At 45.2% G+C, this 22,868-nt stretch carries 17 protein-coding genes; 8 read left to right on the forward strand and 9 right to left on the reverse strand.

The window, feature by feature from the left end:
* Nucleotides 1-183: 183 nt before the first annotated feature.
* Nucleotides 184-2,100: a DEAD/DEAH box helicase gene (locus L4D74_RS20590; RefSeq protein WP_428754400.1), complete on the reverse strand. Its 1,917-nt coding sequence runs from the start codon at nt 2,098-2,100 to the stop codon at nt 184-186.
* A gap of 376 nt (nt 2,101-2,476) precedes the next feature.
* Here L4D74_RS20590 and rnb point away from each other — a divergent pair, with 376 nt between their 5' ends.
* Nucleotides 2,477-4,501, forward strand: a complete 2,025-nt coding sequence (gene rnb, locus L4D74_RS20595; protein WP_428754401.1) for an exoribonuclease II — start codon at nt 2,477-2,479, stop codon at nt 4,499-4,501.
* A gap of 150 nt (nt 4,502-4,651) precedes the next feature.
* Here rnb and L4D74_RS20600 read toward each other — a convergent pair whose 3' ends face one another.
* The 8 genes from L4D74_RS20600 to L4D74_RS20635 form a co-directional block, all read right to left on the reverse strand.
* Nucleotides 4,652-6,436 (reverse strand): exo-alpha-sialidase, encoded by a 1,785-nt coding sequence (locus L4D74_RS20600; protein ID WP_428754402.1) that lies wholly within the window; start codon nt 6,434-6,436, stop codon nt 4,652-4,654.
* A gap of 115 nt (nt 6,437-6,551) precedes the next feature.
* Entirely contained in the window at nt 6,552-7,640 is a 1,089-nt protein-coding gene (locus tag L4D74_RS20605) for a YjhT family mutarotase (protein WP_428754403.1), read from the reverse strand.
* A gap of 9 nt (nt 7,641-7,649) precedes the next feature.
* Nucleotides 7,650-8,828, reverse strand: coding sequence for an N-acetylneuraminate epimerase (locus L4D74_RS20610; protein WP_428754404.1), 1,179 nt, complete (start codon nt 8,826-8,828; stop codon nt 7,650-7,652).
* A 239-nt stretch (nt 8,829-9,067) separates the two neighbouring features.
* The gene (locus L4D74_RS20615) at nt 9,068-9,904 is read right to left on the reverse strand and encodes a MurR/RpiR family transcriptional regulator (protein ID WP_265673838.1); all 837 of its coding nucleotides are present in this window, start codon (nt 9,902-9,904) and stop codon (nt 9,068-9,070) included.
* A gap of 220 nt (nt 9,905-10,124) precedes the next feature.
* Entirely contained in the window at nt 10,125-11,015 is an 891-nt protein-coding gene (locus L4D74_RS20620) for a dihydrodipicolinate synthase family protein (protein ID WP_428754405.1), read from the reverse strand.
* Nucleotides 11,016-11,165: 150 nt separating this feature from the next.
* Nucleotides 11,166-12,449 (reverse strand): TRAP transporter large permease, encoded by a 1,284-nt coding sequence (locus tag L4D74_RS20625; RefSeq protein WP_265673836.1) that lies wholly within the window; start codon nt 12,447-12,449, stop codon nt 11,166-11,168.
* A gap of 8 nt (nt 12,450-12,457) precedes the next feature.
* Complete coding sequence (locus tag L4D74_RS20630; RefSeq protein WP_265673835.1) at nt 12,458-12,979, reverse strand: TRAP transporter small permease; 522 nt, start codon at nt 12,977-12,979, stop codon at nt 12,458-12,460.
* Nucleotides 12,980-13,052: 73 nt separating this feature from the next.
* Nucleotides 13,053-14,018 carry a sialic acid TRAP transporter substrate-binding protein SiaP gene (locus L4D74_RS20635; protein WP_265673834.1) on the reverse strand — a complete coding sequence of 322 codons (966 nt, stop codon included), beginning with the start codon at nt 14,016-14,018 and terminating at the stop codon, nt 13,053-13,055.
* A gap of 253 nt (nt 14,019-14,271) precedes the next feature.
* Between L4D74_RS20635 and L4D74_RS20640 the strand changes: the two genes are divergently transcribed.
* The 7 genes from L4D74_RS20640 to L4D74_RS20670 all read left to right on the forward strand — a co-directional run bounded on the left by L4D74_RS20640 (nt 14,272) and on the right by L4D74_RS20670 (nt 22,750).
* Entirely contained in the window at nt 14,272-14,955 is a 684-nt protein-coding gene (locus tag L4D74_RS20640) for an N-acetylmannosamine-6-phosphate 2-epimerase (protein ID WP_428754418.1), read from the forward strand.
* Nucleotides 14,955-15,815 (forward strand): N-acetylmannosamine kinase, encoded by an 861-nt coding sequence (locus L4D74_RS20645; RefSeq protein WP_428754406.1) that lies wholly within the window; start codon nt 14,955-14,957, stop codon nt 15,813-15,815. Before L4D74_RS20640 ends, L4D74_RS20645 begins: the two co-directional genes overlap by 1 nt.
* Nucleotides 15,816-15,901: 86 nt before the next feature.
* Nucleotides 15,902-17,041, forward strand: a complete 1,140-nt coding sequence (gene nagA / locus L4D74_RS20650; RefSeq protein ID WP_428754407.1) for an N-acetylglucosamine-6-phosphate deacetylase — start codon at nt 15,902-15,904, stop codon at nt 17,039-17,041.
* A gap of 458 nt (nt 17,042-17,499) precedes the next feature.
* Entirely contained in the window at nt 17,500-18,129 is a 630-nt protein-coding gene (locus tag L4D74_RS20655) for a heme-binding beta-barrel domain-containing protein (RefSeq protein ID WP_428754408.1), read from the forward strand.
* A 488-nt stretch (nt 18,130-18,617) separates the two neighbouring features.
* The gene (locus L4D74_RS20660) at nt 18,618-20,057 is read left to right on the forward strand and encodes an ethylbenzene dehydrogenase-related protein (protein WP_428754409.1); all 1,440 of its coding nucleotides are present in this window, start codon (nt 18,618-18,620) and stop codon (nt 20,055-20,057) included.
* A complete protein-coding gene (locus L4D74_RS20665) occupies nt 20,054-20,752 on the forward strand; it encodes an Lcl C-terminal domain-containing protein (RefSeq protein WP_428754410.1) in 699 nt (232 codons plus the stop codon). The genes L4D74_RS20660 and L4D74_RS20665 overlap by 4 nt, the downstream gene beginning before the upstream one ends.
* A 105-nt stretch (nt 20,753-20,857) precedes the next feature.
* Nucleotides 20,858-22,750: a cellulose-binding domain-containing protein gene (locus L4D74_RS20670; protein WP_428754411.1), complete on the forward strand. Its 1,893-nt coding sequence runs from the start codon at nt 20,858-20,860 to the stop codon at nt 22,748-22,750.
* Nucleotides 22,751-22,868: the final 118 nt, after the last annotated feature.

The following is a 22,868-nucleotide window of genomic DNA, read 5'->3' on the forward strand; positions in this document are numbered from 1 at the left end:
AAATAAACATTTGTATCAAAATGACATTTGTTGATGATGATCAATATTTAAATTAATTCACCCATTGAATTTAATCAAAGAACCTAACCCTTTTGGGTTAACAGTCTGCATGTGCGAATCTTATAGGCACAAAAAAGCCGAGCATTCGCTCGGCCTTCAATTAGTGTTTAATGCTCAATCGCATTAAGACTCAGTGTTACGTGATTGACCACGCTCACCACGGTGGCTACCACGGTGGTCGCCGCCACGGTTACGGTCGAAACGACGTTCACCTTCAGCGCGTTGACCACGGTTGGCACCGTCACGGTTACCACGGTAGCCGCCGCCTTCGCGACCGCCTTCACGGTTGCCGTCACGTTGACCACGATGGCCTTCACGACGTGCACCACGGTGGTTATCACGACCGCCGTCACGACGAGGACCGCGAGATTCACGGAAGTCGTTGAATTCAACAACTACAGCGCCTACTTCTTTCTGACGAATACGAAGCTTACGAAGTTTACCAGCAACGTCAGATGTCATTTGCTTAGGCAGTTGAACGTAAGTTTGGCCTTTATCTAGCTTGATAGCACCGATCGAGCCTTTAGTCAGACCAAGTTCGTTCGCTAGTGCGCCAACGATGTCTTTAACTTGAACGCCTTGCTCACGACCCACTTGAAGTTGGTATGTATCCCAATCTTGAGTGTTGAAGCTACGACGACCATCACGGCCAGCATCCGGGTTATCACGACGCTCTTTACGACGCTTCTTGTCACGTTCAATCGCTTCGATCATTGGATCTGGACCAACGTAGAACAATGGACGCTTACCTTGTTGACGCTTAAGTAGAATCGCTGCAAGTGTTGCTGCATCGATTTCTAGACTTTCTTGTAGCTTTTCAACTAGCTCAGCAAAGTTTTCTAGTGACTTGTGTTCTTTCTCTTTTTCTAGCTCAGCACCAAGCTTAACTAGACGAGCTTCTGCAACTTGATCACGAGGAGGAAGTTGAATCTCTTCCATTTGAGACTTAGTTACACGCTCAATCGTACGCAGCATACGGATTTGGTTTGTGCGAACAAGAAGGATAGCTTTACCCTTACGTCCAGCACGACCAGTACGACCGATACGGTGAATGTATGACTCAACATCAAATGGGATGTCGTAGTTAAATACGTGAGTGATACGTGGCACATCAAGACCACGAGCAACAACGTCTGTTGCTACTAGGATATCGATTGAACCCTGTTTAATGTTGTCAACAGTACGCTCACGTTGAGATTGAGGAATATCGCCGTGTAGTGCTGCAGCGCTAAAGCCACGTGCACTTAGCCAATCCGCTAGACGCTCAGTATCTTGACGAGTACGAACGAAAACGATAGAAGCATCAGTCTCTTCAGTTTCTAGTAGACGAGCCATTGCTTCGTCTTTTTCTACGCCTTTCACTACCCAGTAGTTTTGAGCAACTTTATCAACCGTGTGGTTAGTACCTGCAACGTCAACACGTGCTGGATCACGCAAGTAGCGGTCAACAATTGTTTTTACCATTGGAGGCATAGTTGCAGAGAACAGAACGCGTTGTGCTGTTTCTGGCGCTTTTTCTAGAATCCAAGTAACGTCGTCAACGAAGCCCATTTTTAGCATCTCATCCGCTTCATCAAGAACGAATGTGTGAGCTTGGTCTAGGTGTAGACGGTCACGAGTTAGAAGGTCTTTAACACGACCAGGTGTACCCACAACAATGTGAGCACCGCGGCTTAGAGCACGCATTTGATCAACGATAGAAGCACCACCGTAGATCTCTAAAACTTTCAAACCTTTGATATCACGACCAAGGTTTTTGATTTCAGCAGCAACCTGAATCGCAAGCTCACGTGTAGGAGCCATGATGATCGCTTGAGGTTTGTGCTGGTTAAGATCGATTTTGTTAAGAAGCGGCAAAGAGAATGCTGCTGTCTTGCCCGTACCCGTCTGAGCTTTACCTAACGCATCTCTTCCTTCTAGTAATAGAGGAATTGCAGCCGCCTGGATTGGAGTTGGCGATACAAAGCCCATAGAGTCTAGAGCTGAAAGGATGTTTTCGTTAAGCGCTAATTCATTGAATTGAATTACAGAATCTTGCATTGGGATCCCATTAAAGTAAATATAAACACAGGTCCCATGAGCTCTACCAATTCCAAACTGATCCAATACTGTCGAAATGACAATAGATAAGAGCTGATTCCATTCAGATGCGGAAAAGTGACAAATCGCATCAAGCCACTAGGGACGTAAACAAGGAGGCGGATTATTCCCTAAATGCACAAAAAAAGCCAGAAAAAATTGAAATACATCACAATTTTCTTCATACATCGTCATTATTGAGTAATGTACAATCGAATTGGCAACTTTTTAAGCGTTCCCCTCTTATATTACTGCGCTTTCACCCTTGAGTTTCAACTAGGCAATAACCTAGCCTTTGGGTATAGTGTTGGCACTTTCATTGCTAAGAAGTAGATACATGTTTCAAGATAACCCGCTACTCGCTCAACTCAAACAGCAGATTCAAGAGAACCTTCCTAAAAAAGAAGGCACAATCAAGGCAACCGAGAAAGGTTTTGGCTTTTTAGAAGTTGATGCTAAAACCAGTTTCTTTATTCCACCACCGCAAATGAAGAAATGTATGCATGGTGATAAAGTCGTGGCCATTATCCGAACTGAAAATGATCGTGAATTAGCAGAACCACAAGAACTGGTAGAGCAAGGTGTCACTCGTTTTATTGGACGAGTAAAACGCTTTAAGGGCCGTCTCAATGTCACACCCGACCACCCTGCCCTTAAAAAGCTATCACTGAAAGCGAAAACTCAAAAGGGCATCAAAGCCGATGACCTTAATGAAGGCGATTGGGTTGTTGCACACGTTATCAACCACCCTTTAAAAGGGGACAACGGTTTCTTAGTTGAAATTTCTAAGAAGATCACCGATGGCGACGACAAAATTGCGCCTTGGTGGGTAACCTTAGCGCAAAATGATTTACCTAACAGTGAACCGACTGGTTTAGAGTCTTGGGAAATCAAAGACGACTCAGCATTAGAGCGTACTGATCTGACAGCCATGCCATTTGTTACCATTGACGGTGAGTCTACCAAAGACATGGATGACGCGCTGTATGCGAAGAAAAAAGACAATGGCGACTTTGAAGTCACCATCGCCATCGCTGATCCTACCGCTTATATTACACCTGAAGATGAAATGGACGTTGTGGCTCGCCAACGTGGCTACACCATCTATCTGCCAGGTCGCAATATTCCAATGCTTCCTCGCGATCTCGCTGACGATGTCTGCTCACTGATTGAAAATGAACTGCGCCCAGCACTTTGCTGCTCGGTCACCGTAGATAAAGATGGCGTTATTCAAGATGACATCAAATTCTTTGCGGCAACCATGAAATCTCATGCAAGATTGGCTTACCAACACGTATCCGATTGGTTAGAGACAGGTTCAAGTGAGACTTGGCAACCAACTGATGAAATCGCGACGGTTGTCCGTGACCTCTACGACTTCTCTTTAGCTCGCGCAGCATGGCGTGAAAATAACGCAGTGGTTTTCCCTGACCGCCCAGATTACCGCTTTGAATTGAGCGAAGATAATGATGTTATCGCTATTCACGCTGACTCACGACGTTGTGCTAACCGTCTCGTTGAAGAAGCCATGATCACTGCTAATATTTGTGCGGGTCGTACGTTAAAAGAAGCGTTTGGCTTTGGCGTCTTCAATACTCACGCAGGTTTTAAAGCAGAGAAAATTAAAGACGTACTCGAGTTGGTTAATCCAGTAAACGAAGAGCCTATCTACACCGATGAGCAAATCACGTCATTAGAAGGTTTTGCTGCATTACGTCGTGATTTGGGTGGGTTAGACTCAAGTTATTTGGATAACCGCGTTCGCAAGTACCAAGCCTATAGCGAAGTGGGTAATGAGCCACTTCCTCACTACGCGATGGGACTTGATGTCTACGCAACTTGGACATCACCAATCCGTAAATACGGCGATATGGTCAACCACCGTCTTCTTAAAGCACATATCACTCAAACTGAGCCAACCCAAAAGCCTGATGATGTATTAGGTGATGAACTGGCAATCCACCGTAAGCACCATAGAATGGCGGAGCGTACAGTGGGTGATTGGCTCTATGCACGTACGTTGGTCAATGAACCTAAAAATGGCACCGAGTTCACTGCGGAAATATTCGATATTAACCGCGCTGGCATGCGTGCCCGTTTAACAGAAAATGGCGCAGCGGTGTTTATTCCAAACTCGCTCATTGTGAATAACAAAGAACGTATTGTAAGTAATAACGAAAATGGCACCGTGTCGATCGATAAAAACCTCGTTTACCGACTAGGCGACACACTCAAAGTCGTGCTGTCAGATGTGAATTTAGAAACACGTAGCATTGTCGCAAAACCAGTTGAAGTGTTTGCTGAACCAGCGCCAAGCAATGACGTAAACGCGCCAGAACAAGACGCTCCATCAGAGAAGTAACGCTTCACGCATAACTCGGTCATAGCAAACATGTTCATTAGTTTGTCTATCAAGTTCATTAATTTCTCTATATAGAAAGAAAGCCAGTAGAATCCTACTGGCTTTTTATTGGCTTGTAATTTACTGATTGGTAACTTGACCGTTCGTTAATTAGTTGACGACATTGACATCAATAATCATCACTCGAATTTCCGTACTGGATGCGGCTTCATAAATGACCCCTAGGGTTTCATCACCATTCACACCTAAATCTTGCAATACGACAATATCTGAATAGGCACTATAGCCATCTCTAAATTGAGTACGCTGCGTGAAATCGTAAACACCGCTGCCGTTATCTACTGCACTCCATATTGCCAGATCGTTTCTATCAGAACTGATTGCACCGTTTCCTTGCGGCCCTGACATGAGCACTCGATTGTCGCCGTAACGAGCCAAGCCGATATCCACTTGATCCAATTTGAAAAAAATCGAACCATTTACTGAGTTGCGCGTTTCTTTAACTTCAACCCAACTTATCCCATCGTCTTCACTAATATAGTGGTAACGATTAAAGTTACCCGTCCCAGTGACGCCATCGTTACGAGCAGACATGAGCAACCGTCCATCATTGAGCTGCACCATATCTGCCTCACTTGGCTCTTGAGCATAGGTCGGGGTTTGCTGGCCTGCGTGCCAAGTTGTGCCATGGTCATCACTATATATAGAAACTACTGAAAGATGGGAGAACGCATCAAGAGCAATAGCAGGGAAAATTAACCGACCTGATGTCAATTGAATACCTTGACCTGGGCCGGCGTTAATGCTCTTCCATCCAGGATCACCTTTCCCACCGCTTGCACCTGTTTTAGTCCATCCCTGCTCACCTGGATGATTAACCACATTGCCATTTTCACGTCGCATTAAACTGGCATTAAAATCACCCTGTAATACATTCGCCACGGTGAATGAAACCGATTTATACGCTGAACTTCCTTGCGTGGAAGAACAGCCATTCCCCCACGTGACTGTTTTCGAGCTGTGTGATTGTCCAGCCCATTGGCTGGCAATTAACGTACCATCGACATAGAAACTCGCATGAGTTCCATCGCTAGTAATACGATAATCATGGTAACCACCAATATCGAAACCTAACGGGTACTCGAGATTTTGACCATTCGCGTACAACACCGCTTTGACTGACTTGTCCTCGTTCACGACTAAATCAACCAAAAATCGCGTATTACCATTACCGTAGTATTGAACGTTACAAGAGCCATTTGCCACTCTTGACTGCCACCCTAACTCCCAACCGTTGCTGTTTGCTTGGGTAATGACACTCGATGCCGGTGTTAGTGACCATGTTGCTCTACCATTAATAGCCGCATCTCCGTTAGCAAACCAGTTCACATCGCGAACTTGGTCCAACACATCCGTCGCGGTAGACCACGTCTGACCATGATCATCACTCACGCGATAAAGCAATTTATGGTTGGGGTCATCAAACGGCACGCAGTTGCCATTTTGAGCGCAATCGATATCCCACTGCGTATAAAAAACAAACAACCGCCCTGAAGTGGAATCTAAAATAGGTCTAGGATCAGAAAACGCCTGACCAGACACTTCATGGATCGCCTGATAAGCGGACCATGTTTGACCGTTATCCACTGAACGTCGGCTTTTTATACTGGTCGCTACGCCATTGCCGGGATCCCCCGATGTACCGCGACCTTCGGCAAACGCCACGAGTGAACCATCAGCAGCGACGATCATTGATGGTATTCTAAAGTGGCTGCTGCCTCCTTCTCCCCCTTTAAAAACCACCACATCTCGAATATTTGGGGCGATAGCATTCGCTGGTGACGTTATTAGTAATAGCGTAAACAGCAACGATGCCAGCCACGCCACTTTCATTAAATCTGTCATCCCTTTTATTGACTTTATAAATTCTTGCACTGTCTTTCTCCTTGTTGATACAGAAAACGACACGCACCACCACAGACATCGAGTATCCCGTGAGGATACTCACAAAGTGTTTATCGTTTAAATATTGTTGGCAATAACTCTCGACTTACTTAACGACTTGCAAAAGCGCACATTGCGTCGACGCATGCCCCTTACCGTCTTCTCCCCCGATAACTAACATACCCAGATCTGTCGAGACACTCATCCCGTATGCACATGCACGGGGCAACCGGCCTATGCGCTGCCATTGCCTAGCAGAAAATAACCACACATCGTCGCAATAGGTCTTGGTTAACCCCTGATGGGTATACCACTGCTTCTCTTTCGCCCTTTGTTGACTACCAATAAAGTAAGCGCCACCCGCCACTAAATACCCAGAAATTGTTAGTCCGGAAAAAGCACCCGCTACACCTTCATGTTTCGGAAACGACTGCTGAATACAGGGCAATAAATGGCTAACGACTGGATGGCGAGGATGGAACGTGAACTGTTTAACTTGAGTGCTGCGTAGCCCTGGTTTCACTTCGCCTTCAATTAAAACCACCTTATGCCCATCATGAATCAAACTGGCACCGCAATTAGCGGGGTATGGATTTTTCATTAAGACTTGCCACGTTTGAGTTTGGCAGTCGAACAACCACACATCCTGATTCCATTGGTAATCTTCTGGTGCCATTGACATATATTCGACTAACGTCGCTTGATGTTTAACGGGATCTTCGTGCGGATCGATTAAAGATAACCGCCGAACAAAATCATCAAACAACGGTTTGTTATAGCCGCCAAAAAATGCGATTTTGTCAGGACTAATCTCACAGGCATTAGCACCTAGCAATCCAACAGGGGTATCTGAAGACACTCTAAGCCACTGACTTTCCTCGAAGGCAACGGATGCACCAACCTCTAAATAATATCCATCCGTCAGCACTTGAGTTGTAAAGCTGTTTTCGGCTAATCCGGCACCAGAAAATACCCAAATACGGTGTTCGGTCGCCACCATAACTGCGTCGTTTCGCTCTGAAGCAGGAAAGGTGGGCAACGGCTGCCAACCTTGATGCAACATCTCTAAATCTAAATAAAAAAGTTGTGTTCCAGCGCTTCCTAGCCCAGCAAAGACTCGCTGACCAACACGCGCCGCGACACCATTTTTTATAGCGATGGGAAAATCTGGATAAGCGGTTATGGACAGAGTCATGGTGCGCTCCTAATTCGTCACTTGAACCGATTTACCATCCCAAGACAGTAAGTACACTTCTTTACGAGCCTCACGTTGCTGATCTTCTCCCCCAATGACTAATACGCCTTTATCAGTGGTAAATGACGCACCATAAGCCAGACCGTGCGGTAAACTTGTCGATTGTGACCAGAGCCCATTAGAGAGCACGTAGGTTTCTCGGTTAAATGCTTTGCCAAATCCGTTATGGGCAAACATGTTACCTTGCTCAAACGCACCTTTGGCTCCGCGGAAATTCGCCCCGCCAGCCACAATCATGGCACCATTACTTTCACCTGCGTATGCCCCTGCTACCCCTTCTTGCACACCCTGGCCTGTAGGTTGAGGAAGATCATGCAAACTTACCCATGGTTGCTCTGCGCCAAACTGGAATTGTTTCACCTCAGCCGTTCTCAGCCCCGGTTTAATTTCACCGCTGATTAATGTTGCCATTGGCCCTTTCGTTACAATGGCAGAGCCACAATTAGGAATAAACGGTGAAGCCCCTAAGTCATCCCAACGTCCAGTTTGGGGAGAGTAGCTCAACACATTCTGATTCCATTTATAATCTAGCGGCTTCATTCCCATGTAATCGTCAACAATTTTCTGCCACTTTTTAGGCTGTGTTTTCTTATCGGTTGCGTTAATGTCTGAAAGATATTGGTCAAAGTAACCCTTGTTGTAACCGCCAAAAAACAGCACCTGCTTCCCATCGGGAGAATAAGACGCTGCTCCCAATAGGCCGACTGGAGTTTGCGTCTCAACCTGCGACCACTCATTGCTCTTAATGTCATAGCGGTACACCGTATCAAACAAAACAGGAGCAGCATCGTTAACACTTTGCTTTCCTGAGCCACCAAATATATAAATATTATTATCAACGACTGTCGCGGTTGCACCACTACGAGAAGGGCCTGTAAACGTCGCTTGTTCTCTCCAACCTTGCGATACATTATCAAGGTCAAGCATATAAAATCCTTTACCTGCTGAGCCAAGTCCGACGTAAAGCTTGTTGTCAACCTGGACACCAACGCCACTTTTAAAACCAACCGGCAGATCCGGCCATTGCTGGTTGGCATATAGCGATGCGCTACATAAAAGTGTGAGACTACCAAGGAGTGAAGTTGCGAGAGCCGGGATTCGGGCACGGCGTTTAGTGAGATTGTCCATTCTAATTATTCCTTTTATTTATACCATGATGCCAACAACGCTCCAGCCAACATGAACGTCGTTTGTTTAACTTTCATACACAGTATTAATCAAAAAAAATAATTTTTACAAGATCGATTTAACAAAAAAATAATCTTTATTGAAAATAGCAAGAATTTTGGCGGTGAAGGTGTAAACCAAGTGGGACATAAAAGAAAAGCCCGCCGAAGCGAGCTTATTAAATTTATATAATCAGAGTACTAACTCGTCATTAGAGGCATAACCACTTCCGCAGTTTCTTGTACGGATTCTGAGTATTCAGGGTAGGTTTCAAGAAGCTTATTGACTAACACATCCACCAGCAACAATGCGCCCACTTTTGACGCAAAAGCGCCGCCAGTCAAGGGGCCTTCTGGCCTTGCGGCAACCAACATTTCGCTCGAAATAGCCGATAATGGGCTATGACTAATATTCGTTAACGCAATCACTGGGATATTGCGTTTGTAGGCTTGCGTGGCGGCATGGACCACTTCTTTGGTTGAACCCGAACTGGACACCGATATCCATAAATCGCCCTCACTACAGCGAACGGCGTTCATCGCTGCAAGATGAGTATCTTCATACATAGTGACCTTTTTGCCAATTCTTAGTAATCGAAATGACAAGTAACGCCCTACAATACTCGATGCGCCGACCCCTACACAGCTAATAAAACTGGCTTTATGAACAAGGGTACAGATTCGGTCTAATGATTTTCTATCTATGAGCTTGGCGGTATCTTGTAAACTTGCTACCGCATTTTGAGCAGACACATCGCATACGTCTCCATCAACGATGGGGGCATTGCGCGTCGCGGTTTGGCTTAAATCTATCGCAAGCGCCATACGAAAATCAGAATACCCTTTGTACCCCATATCACGGCACAGCCGGACTACTGTCGCTTCACTGGTTTGAGTATTCTTGGCAAGATCGGTGATCGTTTGAAACTGCACGTCATGCGCATTTTCTATGATGTAATCAGCGACGATTCTTAGTTTTTTACTCAACGGCTCAATATTAGAGCGCATCCTGACTAAAAGGTTTTTAGGCGAATTCACAATAGCCTCTTTCTCATGTTGGCATAGCTTCTGCTAGCGTAAAAATAGCAGACTCAGGAAAACAATGACATAGCCCTAAGTATTTAAGCAGTAAATTAGTAGATTCAACAAATAAAGCTGCAATTTAATGGTTGGAAACCATACAAAAAGGGGATTTTCCGTGGAACGATGCCCCTCTTTGTATCGCTCATTACAGACTTAAATTCTTAGAAAACGGGGTTTATAAGAAATCAGCATCTCGCATTTTTGCTATAACATCGGCTTTCTGTGTTGTCGTTAAAGCGCGAATAGGCAAACGAGGATCACCAACATCAATACCATGTAACGCCATGGCCGCTTTACCTGCAGCGACACCACCGTACTCAACTAATACCCGAATAATGGCGATAACCTTATCCATTAGAGCGCTAACCTGCGCTTGATCACCACGATTAAACGCTTCAATGATCGCTAAATATAAAGGCGCTGCGTAGTTATAGGTGCTACCCACCGCGCTGACTGCCCCCACCGCTAGACCGGCAGGCAAGAACTCATCAACTCCAAACGGTACGTCAAATTTCCCACCAGCCACACGCACGCAACGTTGATACTCATAAAGGTCACTATGATTGAACTTAGCGCCAGACAGATTAGGAATGCGTTCATTTCCTTGAATGAGGAATTGCTCTAAATCAACATTCACCCCGGACATGCCAGAATGATAATAATAGAAGCCCTTCGACGGTGCAGCCGCCGCAACTTGAGCACAATATTCAACCAAATCCTCTACATTACCCGGCTTAAAAAAGCAGGGGCCAATCGCAGATGTCGCTAGGATATCAAGCGTGTCGGCATGGCGAGTCAATTCTAATGTATCAACAATGCTCAACGCCCCGGTATGTACAATTAGATCTAACTTACCATCCGCCGCTTTCTCCCAGCGCTTGGCAATGATTTTTCGCTCTTCGACCGAGCAGTGGATCCCTTCACCTGTGGTTCCACAAATGTATGCGCCAGTAACGCCCTGTTCAATAAGGTGTGCCGCTATCTGATCAATCGCCCCAAGATTCACGCGATTTGCAGAATCAAACGGCGTATGAGGTGCAGCAATTAAGCCTGACAATTTTTTCATCTTCATCCCTTAAAAATAACATCTATATATTCTGGTCATATCGATGGAACAGAGGTCCCTATTCCATCTTATAAGTTGGTCTCGTTTCTTTTTAAGCACTAGCGTGATGATCACTTGAATAACCTAATGCTCAAATGGCTCATTACTTGGCTACTGCCCGTATCCCAACATAAGTTCTGGTAGGAACAACGTAAATTGAGGGAACACCGCAATCAGCGCCAACACAATAAACAAAGGCACCAACAATGGAATAACGCCTCTTGTTAACGTGTGGAATGGAATGTCACCGACTTTCGAAACGACGTACAAAGCCATCCCCATCGGCGGTGTCAAAATACCAATCATTAAATTCAAAATAGCCATGACACCGAAATGCACCGGGTCAATACCGACCGCGGCCGCGACGGGTACTAAGAAGGGAACCAATAACAGCAACAGTGCCAGTGATTCAATAAACGTACCCAAAAACAGCAGGAGTAAATTGATAAGTAACAATAGAACCAGAGGGTTATCACTAATGGTTAGGAAGTAGTCCGCCATCATTTGTGGCAATTGCTCACGCGCAACAATCCAACCAAACACCGTTACACCCATCACCATTAGAGCCACTACCGCTGTGGTGTTAACCGTTTCTTTTAAAATATGTACAAAACTAGAAAGTGTTAATTGACGATATACCACCGTACCCAAAAATAGCGCATATAAAGAGGATACAACCGCCGCTTCTGTTGGTGTGAACTTACCAGAGAAAATACCGCCAATAATAATGACGGGGGTTAATAGCGACAAAAACGCTTCTTTAAGTGACTTAAACTGGTCTCGGCGAGATGCACGAGGTAGCGTCATATAGCCGCGTTTCTTACAAATGACATAGCTCATAATCATGAGCGATGCCGCGCACATTAAACCCGGTATTGCACCTGCGAGAAACAATGCGCCAATGGACGTATTAGACACGACACCGTAAATAACTAACGGAACCGATGGTGGCACCAGGGGACCAATAATGCATGATGCCGCCGTAAGTCCACCAGCAAAATCGTCGTCGTATTTTGCATCTCTCATCGACTTAATTTCTAACTGCCCAAGACCACCCGCGTCGGCCAAAGCCGAACCAGACATTCCAGAAAACAGCAGGCTTGCCATGATATTGACATGCCCTAAGCTGCCCGTAATGTGGCCAACCATAGATTTGGCGAAATTAAAAATTCGCTCTGTAATACCAGCACTGTTCATTAGGTGCCCAGTTAATACAAAGAACGGAACAGAAAGTAAGGTAAAGTTATTGATACCCCCCAGCATTTGCTGAGCAGCGAAGTTAATACCGGTACTTTGTGTCAATAGCAAAAATACCAGCGCGACAAAAATGAGTGAGAAGCCTACTGGCATCCCTGCAAAAAGAAGGGCTAACCAGCCAAAAATTGAACCTGCCATATCGAATCCTACCTAGCCATTGTTTGCGAGCTCTGCTCACACTCTACTTCGTCGTTGCGACGAAAATCCTTTACGAGCTGAACCATTTTTTCCACTTGGCGAACCACCATAAACGCCCCACCCACTGGCAAGCTGTAGTTCATCCATTTACTGGATATTTCCAATGTAATCAGTTCAAAAAATGCGGTACGTTGCACGTGTTGATAACCAAGGTAGACGATGGCGAAAATAGAAGCTAAAACCGCCAGTTCCAGAGTGAAAGCCAGTACAAACCGAGTATTGTAGGAAAGCTTATCCGAGAAAAATGTGATTTTGACGTGTGACCCGCTTTTGATTGCCAATGCGCAACCAATTAACGACATATACATAAAGAGCAGCCTTGCTAACTCTTCGCTCCAAAGGGATGGGTCATTTAACAGCCATCGTGTGCCTATTTGCCACGTCAACACTGCCAGCAACACCGCCATTAGAGGAACCGTTATAATTTCTTCTATATTATCAATAATCTTACGTAACATTTTTAGCTCCAAGGCTGGCCCCTAATGGCCAGCCAAGCTTGTTTACAACCAAAGTAAATCGCGACCTATTGTTTAGGCTTAGTCCTTACATTCCGGCTAATTTTTTCACAATCGGCTGACCAATTTTTGCTTCAAACTCTGAATACAGTGGCTCCATTGCTTGACGGAATGGTGCCAAATCAGGGTAAGTGACGTTAACCCCTTCAGATTCAAAGAAAGCGACCAATTCAGCTTCTTGTTGTTTCACTGAAGCCGTATGCGCAGCCCCCGCTTTTGCTACGGCTTCAGTGACAACATTACGCTCTGCATCAGACAACTTCTGCCATGTCGTATCTGAAATGATCACCATTTGATCGTTAACAATATGATTAGTGATGGCTAGGTTCTTTTGAACCTCGTAAAACTTCATCGTTTTAATTGTTGGAAGTGGGTTCTCTTGACCATCTACCGCATTGGTTTGCAGTGCCAAATACACTTCCGAGAACGCCATTGGTGTTGGAGAGGCGCCAGACAGCTTCGCGTAATTCAAGTTTGGTTTGGCATTTGGAACACGAAGTTTCAATCCTTTAAAATCACTGATCGATTCCAATGGTCGGTTTGATGTGGTTTCACGAGTACCGTTGTACCATGTGTCCAAAGCACGCCAGTTAAATTTAGTCAGCATTTCCTCACGGATGCCTTGTCCAAAGTCCGATTCAAACATACGGCGCAGATGCTCGTAATCCTTAGCGACGTAAGGCAACGTAACAGCTTCAGCTCGTGGGATCCAAAGACCCATTCGCCCAAACTCTGCATAAGTAATGTCCAAATCGCCCATGCTTAACTGTTGCAACATTGCTCGGTCATCACCAAGCTGTGCGCTTGGAAAAAGTGATAGTTTCAATTCACCATCACTAAGCTCTTCAATGGTATCGGCAAGCAATTTAGCTGACGTGTACTCAACCGATCCAACCGACGCCTGCATACCCATTTTTAGTGTTGTTGCTGCTTGTGCTGAAACTGCAAATCCGAGTGTCAGCATCGCGATGGTAATTTTGTTCATGGCTTTCATATTGTTCCCTTATATTTATTTTCTACCTGATTTCACCACTTTCAAAAAAAAAATTTTATTTTGTTTGAAAAAAATCTTCGTTATGGATTATCATAGCGGTGAAGATTATTTTCAAACCTAGATTTAACAAAATGTGATCACGGGCAGATATTCGAACCAGATAACATTCAAAGTACTCATCTAGTGCCCTTGTCCATTTACATTTTTTTGTAGTAACACTTGATTTGAGAGGTCCACCGTGAGAGATAAAGCGATTAACATCAATGATTTAAAAGGAATTCTTAACGGACAGACTGTCGTTTCTATACAACCTGTAGATGGCAGCCCGCTTGCTAAAACCGAGATTGTGGTGGCGATGGCTCAAGCCGCCGAACAAGCAGGGGCTCGAGCGTTAAGAATTGAAAGTGTCCGTAATGTTAAAGCGGTTTCGGCTCACGTGGGTATACCAATCATTGGAATTGTGAAGCGAGACCTAGTCGATAGCTCGATAAGAATCACGCCATACTGCAGTGATGTGACCGCATTGGCCGAGGCTGGCGCGACCATTATTGCCTTTGACTCCACCGACAGACCAAGACCAGAAAGCAGAGAATCCATTATCGCTACTATCAAAAAATCGGGCTGCTTTGCGATGGCAGATAGCGCCTGCTTTGAAGATGGGCGCTGGGCTCATGAACATGGTGTTGAAATCATTGGTTCTACCCTATCGGGTTATGTCGGTGACGTCGAACCTACTGAGCCAGATTTTGAACTTGTTAGACAGTTTTCGCAGGCGGGATTCTTTACAATGGCGGAAGGTCGATATAACACACCAGAACTCGCCGCCAAGGCCATTGAATGCGGCGCCACGGCAGTCACCGTTGGTTCTGCCCTCACAAGACTAGAAGTCGTGACTGGTTGGTTTAATCAAGCTACGCGCGCTGCCGAGGTACACTAATGAACACCCTTGCTATCGATATTGGGGGCACAAAGATTGCTCTGGGATTGATTAAAGACGGGCAACTTGACGAACGAATACAGATTCCTACCACCCGTGCGCTTTCAGCAGAGCAGTTTGCTGGCTACATTCTCGAACACTGCCAAACGTGGCTTAACCAGGTGGATAAAATCGGCGTGTCGACAACAGGCCTAGTCACCGAGCAAGGTATCAGCGCCATCAACCCCGATACACTCGCCTTCCCTACCCCATTTCCCCTTCAGCAAGCACTGGAAAAAGCGACCAATAAACCAACGCTCATGCTAAACGACGCGCAAGCCGCCGCTTGGTATGAATATTTACATATTGGTCATGGCGCTAACAATATGGCATACCTCACAGTATCGACTGGTGTTGGCGGTGGACTCATCATCGATGGAAAGCTCCATCGAGGCCACAACAATTTCGCGGGACATATTGGTCATATGGTTGTTGACCCAAACGGGCCTTTATGTGGATGTGGTCTACAAGGCTGTGTTGAAGCCCTAGCCTCCGGCACCGCAATACAAAAGGTGGCTCGCCAACAAATATCGGCTTGTATCACTAATGTTGAATTATTCCAACGAGCTCACCACGACACACAAGCTAACGCTATTATTGACAGTAGCGCGCAAGCCATTGCCACCGTATGCAGCAATTTAAAAGCCAGCCTAGACTTAGATATTATCGTCATTGGTGGTGGCGTTGGCCTTGCCGATGGATATATTGAAAGGATAAGGCGCTACATAGCAAACAAACCCGCGGTCTTTCAAGTCACTATCACCAAAGCAAAAGGCAACCATGACGCCTGCTTACTGGGCGCTGCTGCGCTTTTTGACTAGAACATACAATTTCGCTGACACATACCATACTGTCAATGAGTAGAATGCCGACCAGACGCAATATTAGCAAGAGACAAGGATTCCGTATGACACTACACGCTATTTCCGCTCACCGCATTTTTGATGGCGAAACCATGCACTTGGATTCTGCCTTACTTTGGGAGAACCAGCGCATTATTGGTATCGTACCTAACGCCTCTGTCCCTAGCCATGCGCAGATTAGTCACTACCCGAATTCAACGGTCACCCCGGGATTTATCGACCTTCAAGTCAACGGGGGTGGCGGGGTCATGTTCAATCAGGACACTGACGCGGACGGTATTCGCACCATTTGTGACGCTCACCGAAAACATGGCACTGCGTATTTATTACCCACCCTCATCAGTGACAGCCAAGATAAAATCAATCAAGCCTTAATCGCTACCGAAGACGCACTGAATGCCAATATTACCGGTGTGATAGGCGTTCATTTAGAAGGCCCATGGCTGAGCCCCAACAAAAAAGGCGCTCATGACAGCCACCACTTCTATGACCCTAGCGTCTCGTCATTAAAAGCGCTGACTTGGCCAACTCATGGCAAGGTGCTCATCACATTGGCACCAGAAGAGGTCAACCACGAAGCCATAAAGTGGCTATCCCAGCAAGGCATTATTATATCGTGTGGGCACAGCAACGCGACTCAAAGCCAATTAAATCCAGACACATTATCTTATATCAATGGCTTTACTCACCTCTACAACGCCATGTCTCCTTTTACTGGCCGCGAGCCTGGAGTGGTCGGCAGTGCACTAATGACAGACCACGCTTGGTGCTCAATCATTACCGATGGTATTCATGTCGATCCAACGAGTGTGAAATTAGCGCAGCGAATAAAACCAAAAGGAAAGTTAGTAATAGTGACGGATGCCATGGCAACGGTGGGTAGTAGCGACAACTATTTTGTCCTAAATGACGAAGTAATTCGGGTTGTTGATAATCAGCTAGTCAATGCCAATGGCAGTTTGGCTGGGGCTCATATTGGCATGGACCAGTCCGTCGCCTATGCCATTAGTTGGGGTATTGATGAGTGCGAAGTATTCAAGATGGCATCAACCTACCCAGCTCACGCATTACAAAGTGAACAAACTCTTGGCTACCTTAAGCCTGAGTATATCGCTGCAGCAACTATCCTAGATCAACACTACCAAACCGAAGCCGTCATCGTTGACGGGAAACTCTTTACTTAACCTTCAGCTTGCAGAGCGCTTTAATTAACGCTAGCTCTGCACATTAAGCCGCTTAGGCCATACTTTTCCCCCTATGAAAATATGGCCTATTTTTTATCCCAAGTGCTCAGGTTTGACCTTTCACTTATTATCTGAAATCAGGCATAACACCCACATAAGTAAAACGATACATTCAGTAACGCGTTCGCGTCACCACTCGTTAATGTTAGTTATATCAGTTATTTACTGTAATCCAATCACAGCAGCCTATAATCAGCACAAATAAACATCACTAGCACCATATTTCAGGCAAATACATTTCACAATAACACTTACATCCCGCAACATTTCCTAATGTATATTTTCATTTTTTTATTGTTCTTTTAAAAATAAATTGATTTCGATTAATTTCTAAAGCAAATTAACAATCTATTATACCGGCATAACAACGAAGTAAATAAAACATACAGGAAGTAAAAATGAAATTAGCAACAACTTTAGCCTTAACATCTTTAGCATTAACGCCTATGTCATCGTACGCCGCTCACAATGTGATTAACGGTTTAGACTTTGGCCCACTAGCTCAACTCGTCGGTACTTGGAAAACAGCAGAAACAGGCGGTGTTGATATGTCTCCTGCTCAAGCTGGCACACCACAGGGTAAAGGCGCTCCAGCTGTGACTCCATTTTATGAAGTCATGACATTCGAAGTGGCCGCTGACGCTGTGAACGCTAGCAAACAAACACTTGTTGCCCTTTATTACAAGCAAGAAGTATTCAGAAAAAAAGACGATTCTAAATTCCATGACCAACGCGGTTATTTTATTTACGACCAAGAAAACCAAATTGTTTACAACTCTTTCTGTGTACCAAGAACAACGTGTGTAACAGCAGAAGGCCCTGCCGGAAATAACATGACATTAAAGATGTCAGGTCGTGGTGTTGCTGAGTCTAATTTTATGACTGAAAATGCAAGTACGACTGACTTTACAATGAATCTAAATATTGAGGGTGACAAACTCACTTACTCTCAATCTACTATGCTAAAAATCTACAGTGGTGTATTTGCTCATACTGATGCGTCTGTATTAGAGCGTGTAAAAGACTAGTCCTTATTAATTCAGACCTACTCAGGTACGTATTATACGTTTTAACGTATAGACCATTGAATTGATATATTCCCAAAGTCCCTTGCAAATAGGGACTTTGTATTTAATCTAGCCCAAAAAACAAAGCCATATAGCACTTACCCTTTCCTCGCTACCTCTTCCTCTACGACCCGTCTACCCATTAGTATCCGTTCAATTCTAAAAGATCCACACAAAAGCAGCTTACCCCTCAATTTACCCAACTTTCGCCGCATAGAGATCGCATTAAAACTTCGAAATACGTCGCAAAGTTTGGCAATTCCCCTCCCCTTATTGTAACTAAAACCTACAACAGCCTAACCACTACCTATAGTTCATGAAATTTTTCAAGAGTCCGGCGCATGAACACCCATTTCTGGCTACCATCCAAGCAAGTCATCAGATGCCTCCATTTAGTCACGGTGCTGTGCATCCTAATAAGCCTAACAAGTGGTATTAGATTTACACTCATGACGGAAGAACAATGGCAATTTTTATCCCCTGTTCTGCTTCAAGGAGATGTCTACACGTGGCACTTTCTTTCAGCCTCATGCTTATCAATATTGTCCGCTGTCTACGCGACTTTCAAATGGAGAAGTTACCAACATCGTCGTCGTGATACTCATACACCCAGTCGCTACCATCGACTCACACGATATTATGGCATCACGGTTTTGCTCCTAACCATTTTGTCCGGTTGGCTCCACTACCTTGACACAGCTCTAATCCAAACCTCACGCCTACATTTATACTCCGCTATTGGCATTATCAGCTACTTAGTACTACATAGTTGGGTCTATGTTATTCAGCTAGGAAAAAACAGCGTTCATTGGCTACTCCCCACGCCTACTCGCGGGCTTACGCTTCGTCTCCTTAGCTTTACCACCAGTATCATTGTCCTTTCGCTGTTACTTTTCTACACCCTATTTTTCCAACCACCCTTCTATAAACTCAACGCTTTGGAAATCAACAATCAATCTTTATTTGTTGTCGATGGCGTGAAGTCTGAGACTTTTTGGGATAACTCACCCATTTTGAAAGTTCAGACCACCGGCGGCGACAATTTCCAAAATGGTCAAACAGAAATTAGCGTCCAAGCCGCCTACAACTCTGAAGAGCTGATTTTTTATTTTACTTGGCAAGACCCATCTCACAGCCTTGAACACCTCCCGCTAGTGAAAACAAATGGCCGTTGGAAGGTAAAGCAAAGCCAATTCGATACCTTTGAAGAGTCGAGATTTTACGAAGACAAGTTTGCCGTCATGTTCTCTCAATCATGCGAATATGGGGGCGATGGAAGTGTCAAGCTAGGACCAAAACCTTTGGATCATGCACCAGCCAACTGGCATGGCAAAGGCTATCACTATACAAGCGGAAATCTAAAAGATCTGTGGCACTGGAAAGCCGTCAGAACCAATCCTATGGTTCAAGCCGATGATAGCTATATCGGTCCTGCATTAGCGCCAAGGCCGGGACAAAAGCGATACACCGCAGGCTACTACAGCGATGCAAAAGAGAGCGGCGGATACACGATGAACTGGCAATGGTTCCAAACTGAGCACATCATACCCAAAAGGCTGCCTACCGCTTCCTTTTCTTCAGCACAATCCCTCACATGGTTTGGTAGCGAACCTTACACACCACAAAACGACCACTACCCCGAAGGCACACTCCTACCATCCGTCATTTTGCAATCCAATCAGTTTGAAGGCGATCGTGGCGATGTTCGTGCATTCGCGACTTGGAACGACGGAGTATGGTCGTTAGAAATGGCGCGGAAAAAACAAACAGGCTCTCAAACCGATCTTCCCTTCCACGGTACGGTGTGCATGTGGGTTGCTGCGTTTGATCAAAGTCAGATCGGCCATACTCGGCACCAAAAACCAATACAATTGGTGCTTCCGCTATGAAACTTCGAATCTTAAGCTCACTGTTATTATTCGTCTTCGTCGTAATAGGACTATTCGTATTTCCCCATCAACGACCTAGCGAACCCGCATCAACTCGATATTCTAAAATCTCACTCAACGGTTTATTTGTCTCGCCTTGGCAAGGGCCTTGGTCATGCATTTATGACCAAAAGACTAAGCTACTTTGGGAGAAAAAAACCGATGATGAAGGAGTGCATCATGCTAATTGGACCTACTCATGGTTAATCAATTCCAATCCATTTGAGTCCGACCTAAAAAGCACACAAATACCGAAAGGGACAAGCAAAATACAAGGTGCATCCAATAAGGGGGATTGCCACTTAGTTGGACAGCAATGTGATACCCAAGATTTAGTCGATGCCACCAATAACGAACAATTATGTGGCGCGACACGATGGCGACTCCCTACCTATCACGAACTCAATTCCATTAGGACCTCCCGCCATAGAATAGGAACGGCAACGATCGATACTGATTTCTTTCCTTTCATCCTATCTGGGGATTACTGGAGTGCAACTAAGGAACCAAAGCTAGACGCTATTTATTCCCGCCATGGCAAAGGCGCGAGAAGCGTCAACTTCTTTAATAATAACGACTTACGACTGCCATACCAAAATGCGGCTTTCGTCATATTAGTCTCTGACGATATCTCGCACTTAACGATCACCGATTAGCGATCACCTATTAACTATTCACTAATAACTAATAACTAATAACTAATAACTATTCACCTAAACAACCAACACGCTCAGTTAGCTAAAAACAATAAGGAAACGACAATGAAGGGTCTATTTTACCTTGCTACTATTATCATATTCACCCTCTCCTCCTCAGCCAACGCGGAGGCGATCTACAATCGACTCATTTGGGATAACTCCCCTCAATTTGAAGCCACAATTGGCTACACGCCCACCACCAACGCCGAGTACTATGTTACTTATGGATTTTCGCCCAATGAACAGAATTGGCAGTCAAAGTCTCCTCATACCTCTACAACCTTCGACAACACGCTAAAAAGCGAATTTGTCACCCTATCTTCACTGCCCGCCAACTCTCCCGTTTACTATCGTGTCTGTTCAAGCAGTGGCTGTGGTGAAAGGCTGTGGTTCAAAACCGCGCCTACCGATAACAGCCCTTATACGGTGATAGCGGGAGGAGACACTCGAACAGGTTGGACGACAAGACGCAAAGGCAACCAGCTCGTTGCCAAAATAAGACCTCTTTTTATTATGCATGGTGGCGATTACACCAATGCCAACACCGCTAGCGAAATGTCTGAGTATTTGTCAGATTGGCAGCTAACCTTTTCAAATGATGTTATCGAAGGCACGGCTTACAAACGCATCTACCCATTTATTGCCACTCATGGTAATCACGAAGATCGCAATTACAACACGTTATGTCAGGTATTTGGCGTAGATTATAATAGTGATAATCACTGTGATGCCAAAGACACGTTCGGCGCATTTAATATCTCGCCATTGCTACGGGTCTACACGCTTAATAGTCAATTTAAAAATAGTGGCTGGTCTAGCTATGCCAACAGCATGAACCAGTGGCTTTCACAAGACTTATCGACAAATGCCAGCTCAGCAAAATGGAGAATGGCGCAATACCACAAACCCATGTATCCCCATTACACTGGAAAGTCAGACAACACAATTCTGGTGAGTTGGTGGGCACAGCTTTTCTACAATCATGGGGTTAACCTTGTGGTTGAGTCTGACACTCATATCAATAAAATCACACAAGCGCTCAAGCCTTCAGGCAGTGGCTTTACTAGCACGACAACGGGTGGGACAGTCTATGTTGGTGAAGGTAGTTGGGGTGCACCTGCTCGTTCCGCCAATGATCCTAAAAGTTGGACAATCGATTTTGCCAGTATCCAGCAGTTTAAAGTTATAAGTGTCACGCAAGAAAAACTCACGGTTCGCACCGCACAATTTAGCTCAGGCGCAGAGACACTAACGAAATCACAGCGAGACCTCGACCCATTAATGCTGCCCGGAAGTATTCAGTGGTGGTCAGCCAGTGACATAGGAGACTCCCTTGTTCTAAGCAAAGCAACCAACGGACTCAGCATTATTGATTCTGGTAATGGCGGCCCAGTTGATCCCCCAACATCCAAGGAAATAGCCATCGGCGAAACCAAGTCTGGGCTAGCGGGTTCATCGTCTGCGGAGATTCACTTCTCTATCCCTGTGCCAGCAGGAACCAAAAACCTGTCTATTTCTACCAGTGGCGGTTCTGGCGACGTCGATCTTTATGTTAACCCGGGTCAAAAAGCCAGCTCAACTCGCTATGATTGCCGCCCTTATAAAAGCGGTAACGCAGAGTCATGCCAATACACTACTCCAACGTCCGATACTTACTTTGTCATGTTAAAAGGTTACTCAAGCTTCTCTTCTGTCACGCTTAAAGTGACGGGTGAAGTCGATGGCAATACTGGTGGGGGAAATGGTGGCGGTAGTGGTGGTGGAAACGGAGGTGGTACTTGCGACGTTACCGGTATTAATGTCTATCCAAATTGGCCACAACTAGACTGGCAAGGCAACCCGAGTCACGCAAGCAGTGGTGATAAAATGGTGTATCAAGGCAGTGTCTACCAAGCTAAGTACTGGACTCAAACCATACCCGGCAGCGACAACAGCTGGAGTACGGTTTGCCAATAAAATAGGCGTAAGACCCATCAAATGCATTCGGTGGTGGGTCTTTATTGGTTAGGGGCCTTATTATTCTTTTACTGTGAATCTGTTTTCTTTAACTCACAAACTAAAAAGTGAGATCGAT

The organism is Vibrio cionasavignyae (assembly GCF_050337155.1).
Lineage (GTDB): Bacteria > Pseudomonadota > Gammaproteobacteria > Enterobacterales > Vibrionaceae > Vibrio > Vibrio nomapromontoriensis.